Annotated in this window: 7 protein-coding genes and 3 pseudogenes; 9 read left to right on the forward strand and 1 reads right to left on the reverse strand. The window is 70.9% G+C overall.

Annotation, left to right across the window (positions count from 1 at the left end):
- Positions 1-219, reverse strand: a pseudogene (locus AA75_RS14880) (amidohydrolase); the annotation flags it as partial.
- A 408-nt stretch (positions 220-627) separates the two neighbouring features.
- Between AA75_RS14880 and AA75_RS14885 the strand changes: the two are divergent.
- The 9 genes and pseudogenes from AA75_RS14885 to AA75_RS14920 form a co-directional block, all read left to right on the forward strand.
- Positions 628-1290 carry a hydrolase gene (locus AA75_RS14885; RefSeq protein ID WP_033820484.1) on the forward strand — a complete coding sequence of 221 codons (663 nt, stop codon included), beginning with the start codon at positions 628-630 and terminating at the stop codon, positions 1288-1290.
- A 34-nt stretch (positions 1291-1324) separates the two neighbouring features.
- Positions 1325-1813: a DoxX family protein gene (locus tag AA75_RS14890; protein ID WP_033820485.1), complete on the forward strand. Its 489-nt coding sequence runs from the start codon at positions 1325-1327 to the stop codon at positions 1811-1813.
- A 129-nt stretch (positions 1814-1942) separates the two neighbouring features.
- The gene (locus tag AA75_RS14895) at positions 1943-3535 is read left to right on the forward strand and encodes an MFS transporter (protein WP_033820486.1); all 1593 of its coding nucleotides are present in this window, start codon (positions 1943-1945) and stop codon (positions 3533-3535) included.
- Positions 3536-3861: 326 nt separating this feature from the next.
- On the forward strand, positions 3862-4821 hold the full coding sequence (locus tag AA75_RS14900) for a helix-turn-helix domain-containing protein (RefSeq protein ID WP_051812416.1): 960 nt from the start codon (positions 3862-3864) through the stop codon (positions 4819-4821).
- Positions 4822-4981: 160 nt separating this feature from the next.
- On the forward strand, positions 4982-5380 hold the full coding sequence (locus AA75_RS14905) for a hypothetical protein (RefSeq protein WP_033820487.1): 399 nt from the start codon (positions 4982-4984) through the stop codon (positions 5378-5380).
- Positions 5381-5490: 110 nt separating this feature from the next.
- Positions 5491-5901: pseudogene (locus tag AA75_RS14910) on the forward strand (GAF domain-containing protein); the annotation flags it as partial.
- Positions 5898-6029, forward strand: a pseudogene (locus AA75_RS51905) (nucleotidyltransferase); the annotation flags it as partial. The pseudogenes AA75_RS14910 and AA75_RS51905, both read left to right, overlap by 4 nt.
- A gap of 280 nt (positions 6030-6309) precedes the next feature.
- A complete protein-coding gene (locus AA75_RS14915) occupies positions 6310-6579 on the forward strand; it encodes a hypothetical protein (RefSeq protein ID WP_033820489.1) in 270 nt (89 codons plus the stop codon).
- Between the two features lie 456 nt (positions 6580-7035).
- Positions 7036-7672: PIN domain-containing protein (locus AA75_RS14920; protein ID WP_033820491.1), on the forward strand; the 637-nt coding region annotated here is incomplete at its 3' end.

Here is a 7672-nt window from a genome sequence, read left to right on the forward strand (position 1 = left end):
GGGGACGGCGCGGCGGCCGAGCGCGTCGACGACCCGGGTGCCGGGGCCGACCAGCGGGACGACGTCCGCGTCGCCGCCGACGGCCTGGATCAGTCCGTCCCGGACGGCCAGGGCGCTCGCCCGCGGGCGCCGCGGGTCGTTGGTGTGCAGTTTGGCGTTGCGGATGACCAGGTCGGCGGGCTGATCGGGGGTGCCGGGGCGGATGCCGGCGACGGGCACGGTGGTCAACTGAGTTCTCCTTCGGGCGTGGCGACTGGTGGGCCGGTGTACTCGGCCGGGGTGGGCGCCGGGTGCGGCTGATTGGGGCGAGCGGCGCTGCCCGGGTCGTCGGTGGGCTGCGGAGCCCGGGTCACCGCTCCCGCCACGGTGGGGCCGCCCTGCCAACCTAGGCAGGCGACGGTGTGCGCGGTGCCGTCGCAGTGCACCACCGGTTGTCCGGCAGTGCACAGATGCGGTCGGCCGACGCGGTGAGCGCCGACGGTGCAGCGTCGGAACAGCTCCGGGCGCTCAGCGAGCAGTGGACCTGCGGCGATGCGCCTAGCGTCGAGAGCGTGGCACCCCGATGACCCGGACGGCTGCCCGATCCACCATCCGTTCCCAGGAACATCACCAGGAAAGAGAACAACCATGGTCGACTTCTCCACGGTCCACGCAGCGCCGAGCCCTGACCTGATCACCCCGGACAACGCGATGGTGCTGTTCGTCGACCACCAGCCGCAGATGTTCTTCGGCACAGGTAGTGGTGACCGCACTTCGATCATCAACTCGACCGTGGGTCTGGCGAAGGCCGCGAAGACATTCGACGTGCCGGTGGTGCTCTCCACCGTCGCGGCGGAGTCGTTCTCCGGGCCGATCCTGCCACAGCTGCGTGAGGTCTTCCCCGGTCAGGAGGTCATCGACCGGTCCACCATGAACGCCTGGGAGGACGAGAGGCTGGTGGCGGCGGTCAGGGCGACCGGCCGCAGCAAGATCGTCCTCGCCGGTCTGTGGACCGAGGTCTGCGTCGTTCTGCCGGCGCTGTCGGCCTTGCAGCAGGGCTACGAGGTGTTCGTGGTCGCGGATGCCTCGGGCGGTGTCAGCCCGCAGGCCCACGAGCACGCCCTGCAGCGGATGGTGGCGGCCGGCGCCGTGCCGGTCACGTGGCTGCAGGTGCTGCTGGAGCTCCAGCGCGACTGGGCTCGCGGCGAGACCTACGTCCCGGTGACCGACCTGGTCAAGGAGCACGGCGGTGCCTACGGCACGGGCCTCGTCTACGCCCAGACCATGATCGACCCGCACGCTGCCGGCTGACGGACGGCGACCGAACCCCTGACCGGAGTCCGATATGAACACGGGTCTTCTTCTGCTGCGTGTGGTCGCCGGCCTGCTGATCGCGGGTCACGGCGTCCAGAAGGTCAGTTTCCGTCTCGGCGGCAACGGCCTGGTGGGCGGCGCTGCGGAGTTCCGGGGCGACGGCTTCCGTGGTGGAAAGCTCACGGCACTGGCCGCGGGCGGCACCCAGATCGGAGCGGGACTACTGCTGGCCCTCGGTCTGCTCACCCCACTGGCCGGGGCAGGTGTCATGGGTGTGATGACCGTGGCGCTCACGGTGAAGTGGCCGCACGGGCTGTGGGTGCAGCACGACGGGTACGAGTACCCGCTCGTGCTGATCATGTTCGGCGCGGTGCTCGCGGCCACCGGCCCCGGTCGGTGGTCGCTGGACAACGCCCTCGGCCTGACGACCTGGCCGCTGTGGTGGCTGCCTGTGGCCGTGGCCCTCGGGGTGGGCGGTGGCCTGGCCACCCGGCACGCCCTGCACCGGCGCCTGCGCTGACCTACCTCGACCGCTCGGGCCGGGTGGCGGTCCCGGGCCGGAGCGGTCGAGGGAGGTCCCGGTGCCGTCGCTCCGCGCGCCTCGCCCGGGCGTACCGGGCCCTGTTTTCAGCCGACCGGCGGAGAGTTGATGAAGCACAGTCCCCCTGCGCCGGCCGGCGGGTCCGCCTGGGCCCCGCTGCGCGAGAACACCTTCCGGGCTCTGTGGCTGGCCCAGTTCGTCTCCAACACGGGCGGCTGGATGCAGACCGTCGGGGCGCAGTGGCTGCTCGTCGGCCATGGCGCCGCGCTGGTCTCGCTGGTCCAGGTCGCCGCCGGGTTGCCCGTCCTGCTGCTCGCCCTGCCGGCCGGGGTCCTCGCGGACCTCCTCGACCGCCGAAAGCTGCTGCTGGTGATGCAGACGGCCATGGCCGCGGTGGCGTCCGTTCTCGCGGTACTCGCACTGCTCGGCGTTCTCGGGCCGTGGGTCCTGCTGCTGCTCACCTTCCTGCTCGGCTGTCTGACGGCGCTGAACGGCCCGGCCTGGCAGGCGCTCCAGCCGAGTCTGGTCCCCCGCGAGCAGCTACGGCAGGCCTCGGCGCTCGGGGCGGTGAACATGAACGTCGCCCGTGCGGTCGGGCCCGCACTCGGTGGCGCCCTGGTCGCCGGCGCCGGCGTGGGCTGGACGTTCGCGCTCAACGCCGTCTCCTTCCTCGGTATCCTCCTGGTCCTGCTGAACCGGCGGACCTTCGGCAACGCGCCCCGGCGTGGTCAGGAGCGCGAACAGGCACTCGCGGCGCTCCGCGCCGGCGGGCGGTACGTGCGAAGCGCGCCGAGGGTCCGGCGGATCCTGTTGCGCAACGCGCTGTTCGTTCCCGCGGCCGCCTGCCTGTGGGCGTTGCTGCCGGTGACCGCGGTGCAACGACTGGACCTTGGCTCCGCCGGGTACGGCGTGCTGCTCGCCACGGTGGGGGTGGGGGCGATCCTGGGTGCGGGAGCGCTGCCCCGTCTGAGTGCCCGCCTCGGGGCGGGCGGCATGCTGGCATTCGCCGGCACCCTGATCGCGGGCACGCTCGTCGTCCTGGCCGTCACCACGAACGCCGTCCTGGCCGGCCTGGTCCTCACGCTGGCGGGCGCGGCGTGGGTCTGGGGGTTGTCCACCCTCAGTGCCGCGTTGCAGCTCGAACTGCCCAACTGGGTCCGGGCGCGCGCGGGCGCCTTCTATCTGCTCGTCTTCCAGGGGGGCAATGCCCTGGGCGCCCTGGTGTGGGGACAGCTGGCACAGCACGCCGGGCTCACCACCGCGTTGGGTGCCTCGGCCGCGCTGCTCGGGCTGGGGGTGCTCTCCCTGCGGCGGCTTCCGTTGCTGGACGGGCGGGTCGATCCGTCGCTGTCCGACACCTGGCCCGAACCTCAGCTGATCGTCGAGCCGGCTCCGAAGGACGGTCCGGTCCTGGTCACCGTCTCGTACCGGGTCGCGGACGATGACGTGCCGGCTTTCGTCCGTGCGATGGGTGACGTCGAAGCCTCCCGGCGGCGGACCGGGGCCAGCGCGTGGGGTCTGTACCGGGACGCGGCGGAGCCGGACCTGTTCGTCGAGACGTTCACGGTGACCTCGTGGGGAGAGCACCTGGCCCAGCATCACGAGCGCTACACCGGCCTCGATCATGAATTCGAGAACACGGCGAGGGCTTTCGTGCGGAGCGAGCCGCTCGTGACGCATGCCGTGATGCGGCGGGGGTGAACCCCCGGGCCGGGTGCCCGGATTCCCGAAGCCGCGCCTGGTCCCCGGTCCGATATGCCCGGCCATAATTCATCACAAACCATGACACATATCATCGTGCGTGGATTTGCCCATGGGCCCCGGAATCCGTAGCGTCCATACAAGCAGATAGACAGACCTGTCTATCTGCTTGTGGGCAAGTCGCCCCCGGCGGGCTCTCCCGCTGTGCGCCCCGGCGATCGTCGAGAAGTCGCCTCCCCGGGGTGAGGCGGCAGCCGGCCCTGCCGGTCGAACCGGAGTTCGCCACCGGACCAATGCACCTGACCTCATAGTCGGTTGGAGTTTCCGTGATCCAGTCGGGCACTACACCCACGCAGAAAACAGAGCTGCACGAGAACGGCGGGGTACGCTCCCACGAGGATCGCGGTTACATCGACGTCCTGCCGCAGCCGCCCGGATCGTACCCGGACGACTTCCTCTTCGTGGGTGTGCACCACAGCGGCAGGGCCGTCTTCCGACGGAACGGCATCGAGGTGCCGCTGAAACCCGGCGACGTTCTCGTCACCGGCACGCCGCACCCGGCGAGCCTCTGGCGGGACGGTTCGAGCAGGATCACATACTTCCGCATCCCCAGCTTCTACCTGGGCACGCCCCCGGCCGAGGTGAGGCGCGTCGGCGGGCTGATGGCTCGCGGCAGCGACGGAATCGGCTCCTTGATCTCCCAGTTCCTCACGATGCTCGCCGATCCGGGCGAAGCCCCGCACCTGGTGACGGGCAATCACCTGGCCCGAAGCGTCGCGGACCTCGTCGCGCTGATGGTGACGGATCTGCTCCAGCGGGAGAATCCGACACCCGTGAGCGCCACTGCCGAGACACTCACCCGGATCCGGTCGTACATCGAGGAGAACCTGATGGATCCGAAGCTCTCGCCCAAGTCGATCGCCCGGGCGAACTACATCTCCGTGCGCTATCTGCACAAACTCTTCCAGCACGGCGACGTCACCGTGGGTCAGTGGGTGCGGCTGCGCCGGCTGGAGGCGTGCCGGCGTGAACTCGGGCAGTCCCGGCACGGGCAGGACTCGGTCGCCGCCATCGCCCATCGCTGGGGCTTCGTCAACCCGTCGCATTTCAGCAGGGTGTTCCGCGCGACCTACGGATTCTCCCCCAGCGAGTGGCAGGCCCACGTCCTGGACGGGAGCGCGACCCCGGCGCCCGGCCGTCCCGGCCGGACGCAACCCACCGGACACGGGCTCACCACCGACGGGGACGACCATGCCGCCGACGGTGCTTTGCCGGATCAGGTCTGATGTGCGGTCCGCCCGGAGGCTGCTCGGTGGGCAACCGCCGCGTGACCACGCCGGGTGCCGGTCCGTTGGTTGGAGCATGACCGCACAGCGCCCGCCCACGGCGGTCGCGTTGACGGGACCTGTCCGATGGCAACCACCCCGTCTCCTCCCGGAAGGCCTGATGACCAGTCACATCGCATCCGACGTCCCCTCCCCCGCCGAGGCCTACGCCAACGCCCCCGACCTGGAGGAGGAGACCACCCGCCTCGCCTCGATACTCGCCTCCCGAGATCTCCTCACCGGCACCGCCGCACAGCAACGCGAGGCCATCCTGCGGCAAGCCGCGGTCGACGACCGGCACTGGCGGCAAGGCCGCGACGACCATGCGCTCACTGTCGCCCGGATCAGCGCGCGCAGCCTGCTCCTGTTCGACCTGGCCTTCCCCCGGCACACCGCCGGCCCCCACCGGCCCGACGACCCCCACTGGCACACCGGACCCGATGCCGCCCTCGCTTACCTACACCAGGAATACCTGGCCTGGCACACCCACGCCGTGACGGTGGACAGCTGTGGGCGATGACCCCGTCAGGGGGCCGGGCCGCACGCGCGACGACCGACGCAGGGTCTGCCGCCGATGCCGCGGGCGGTCTGCGCGAATCGGCCGCCGGCATCGGGCTGGAGGAGGCCGCCGTGGACGGTGACGACGCGGCGCGCCCGCGGACACCACAGCTTCGGCTCGACGAGCTGCTCGAAGAAGTACGGGCGCGGATCGACGCTGCCCGCGGGACCACGGACCGGGTGCACAGCCTGCTCGAAGCAGTGCTGTCGGTCGGGCGCGAGCTGAACCTCACCCAGGCCTTGCGGCGGATCGTCGAGGCGGCGGCGGTCCTGGTCGGCGCCCGCTACGCGGCACTGGGGGTGATCGGTCCGGACGGCGAGTCGCTCGCCGAGTTCCTGACGGTCGGGATACCGCAGGAAGAGATCGCCGCGATCGGGCCCTACCCGAAGGACAATGGCCTGCTCGGTGAACTGATCAGCCATCCGGAGCCGTTGCGTCTCGAAGACCTGTCGCAGCACGAGGCTTCGTACGGGCCCCCGGCGACCATCCGCTGACCGGCCCGCCGCCTGCCGAACTCCTGGACCCGGTACCGCACGTCGACCTCGTTCGGGTGAGCCTGGAGGCGATCCCCGATCTCGTGGTCGGCCTGGACCACGACACCCGTAACGTCCTGGAACACGCCAGGAACCGGTGCCGTCGCCCGGCTGGCGACCTGCCTCAGGTGTCGTGGCGTCCGGGTGGGCTCATGAGTCGTGCCGAACCGGATCCGCGCCGGCCTGTCGCGAAGCTGATCGGCCCGGCCGGTACGGGGCGCCGTTGACCTGTCGCACCATCGTGGCGGAGGCTGTCATCTCAGGCGACGGGTTGGGAAGTTCTCCGGGTTCCGTGGGGGTGCGGGGCCACTGCGGGCGACCCGAGAAAGCACAGAGCACTCTCCAAGGGGATTCACCGTGGATGTGGAAAGCGTCATCTGCCGCGCGGGCGCCGGGGTCGCCGCGTACCTGGCCGCGCCTCAGGCGGCCTGGCTGCTGTACAGCTGGATGACGGAGGGGCGGCCGGTCCTCATCACTTCAGCGGTACGTGAGGTCGTCGGCGACCACGTGCGAGGTGTCAGCACGCGGCCCTTGGCCTGGATCATCTCGGGTGGCGTCTCTGTGGCCTGGCCGCTCATCTGCGTGGCGGCGGCTCGGGAGAAGCTGTCCGATCGCCGGCGGGAGTGACCGGCGGCCCCGCGCCATGAACCGGGCACCGGGCACCGGCCGGCAGACCGCGACGGATGACGGTCCGTCTGTGTCCCCTCCCAGATGCGGCCTCACATCACCCGCCGTCGATGCCGCGCTGCTCGTCCCCGCGCGTTCGGAGCGGACACGACGAATCGATTCACGGCACCTCGTAGCAGCGTGATCGTCACTGCCGGCGGTATGCCCAGACATCATCAGAGATACAGACAGGTCTGTCCTGCATGGAAGGTGAACCGCCCTGTTGTCCGCGGGCTGACGACTGCCGTCTGCAGCGCCCGCGTCGACGTGAACATGGGGCTCTCCGAGCCCCAGGGGTAGACTGAGGACCCGCAAACGGGAGGCACGCCCGTGGGTACGCCATCACATATGCGTGAACACAGCCAGGCCCTCGGCGCGCAGGACGGACACGCGCGCACAGGCCAGCACGGCCGCCGCATGTACGTTCTCGACACCAGCGTGCTCCTGGCAGACCCCCTCGCCGTGACACGGTTCGAGGAGCACGAGGTCGTCCTCCCGGTGGTGGTGGTCACCGAGCTGGAGGCCAAGCGGCACCACCCGGAGCTGGGCTACTTCGCCCGTCAGGCGCTGCGTCTGCTCGACGACTTCCGGGTCCGGCACGGCAGGCTCGACGAGCCGATCCCGGTCGGCGAGTCGGGCGGCACCGTCCAGGTCGAGCTGAACCACTCCGACCCCTCGATCCTCCCGGTCGGTTTCCGCGGCGGCGCCGGCGGCGAGGCCGACACCCGCATCCTGGCCGTGGCCCGCAACCTCCAGGCCGAGGGGTACGACGTCACCGTCGTCTCCAAGGACCTTCCGCTGCGGATCAAGGCCAGCTCGGTCGGCCTGCTCGCCGAGGAGTACCGGGCCGAGCTCGCCATCACCTCCGGCTGGACCGGGATGACCGAGCTGCACGTCGCCGGGGACGAGGTGGACGCCTTGTTCGGCGCGGGGCACGACGGGGCGGTCGACATGGACGGCGCCAAAGAGCTGCCCGTGCACACCGGTCTGGTGCTCACCTCCGAGCGTGGGCGTGCGCTCGGCCGGGTCACCCACGACGGCCGGGTGCGCCTGG

The organism is Kitasatospora sp. MBT63, assembly GCF_000710465.2.
Classification (GTDB): Bacteria; Actinomycetota; Actinomycetes; order Streptomycetales; family Streptomycetaceae; genus Kitasatospora.

Excerpts from the sequence above, each read along its gene's own strand:
- AA75_RS14885 (WP_033820484.1), top strand. The coding sequence starts at position 628 with ATGGTCGACTTCTCCACGGTCCACGCAGCGCCGAGCCCTGACCTGATC.
- AA75_RS14890 (WP_033820485.1), top strand. The coding sequence starts at position 1,325 with ATGAACACGGGTCTTCTTCTGCTGCGTGTGGTCGCCGGCCTGCTGATC.
- AA75_RS14895 (WP_033820486.1), top strand. The coding sequence starts at position 1,943 with ATGAAGCACAGTCCCCCTGCGCCGGCCGGCGGGTCCGCCTGGGCCCCG.
- AA75_RS14905 (WP_033820487.1), top strand. The coding sequence starts at position 4,982 with ATGACCAGTCACATCGCATCCGACGTCCCCTCCCCCGCCGAGGCCTAC.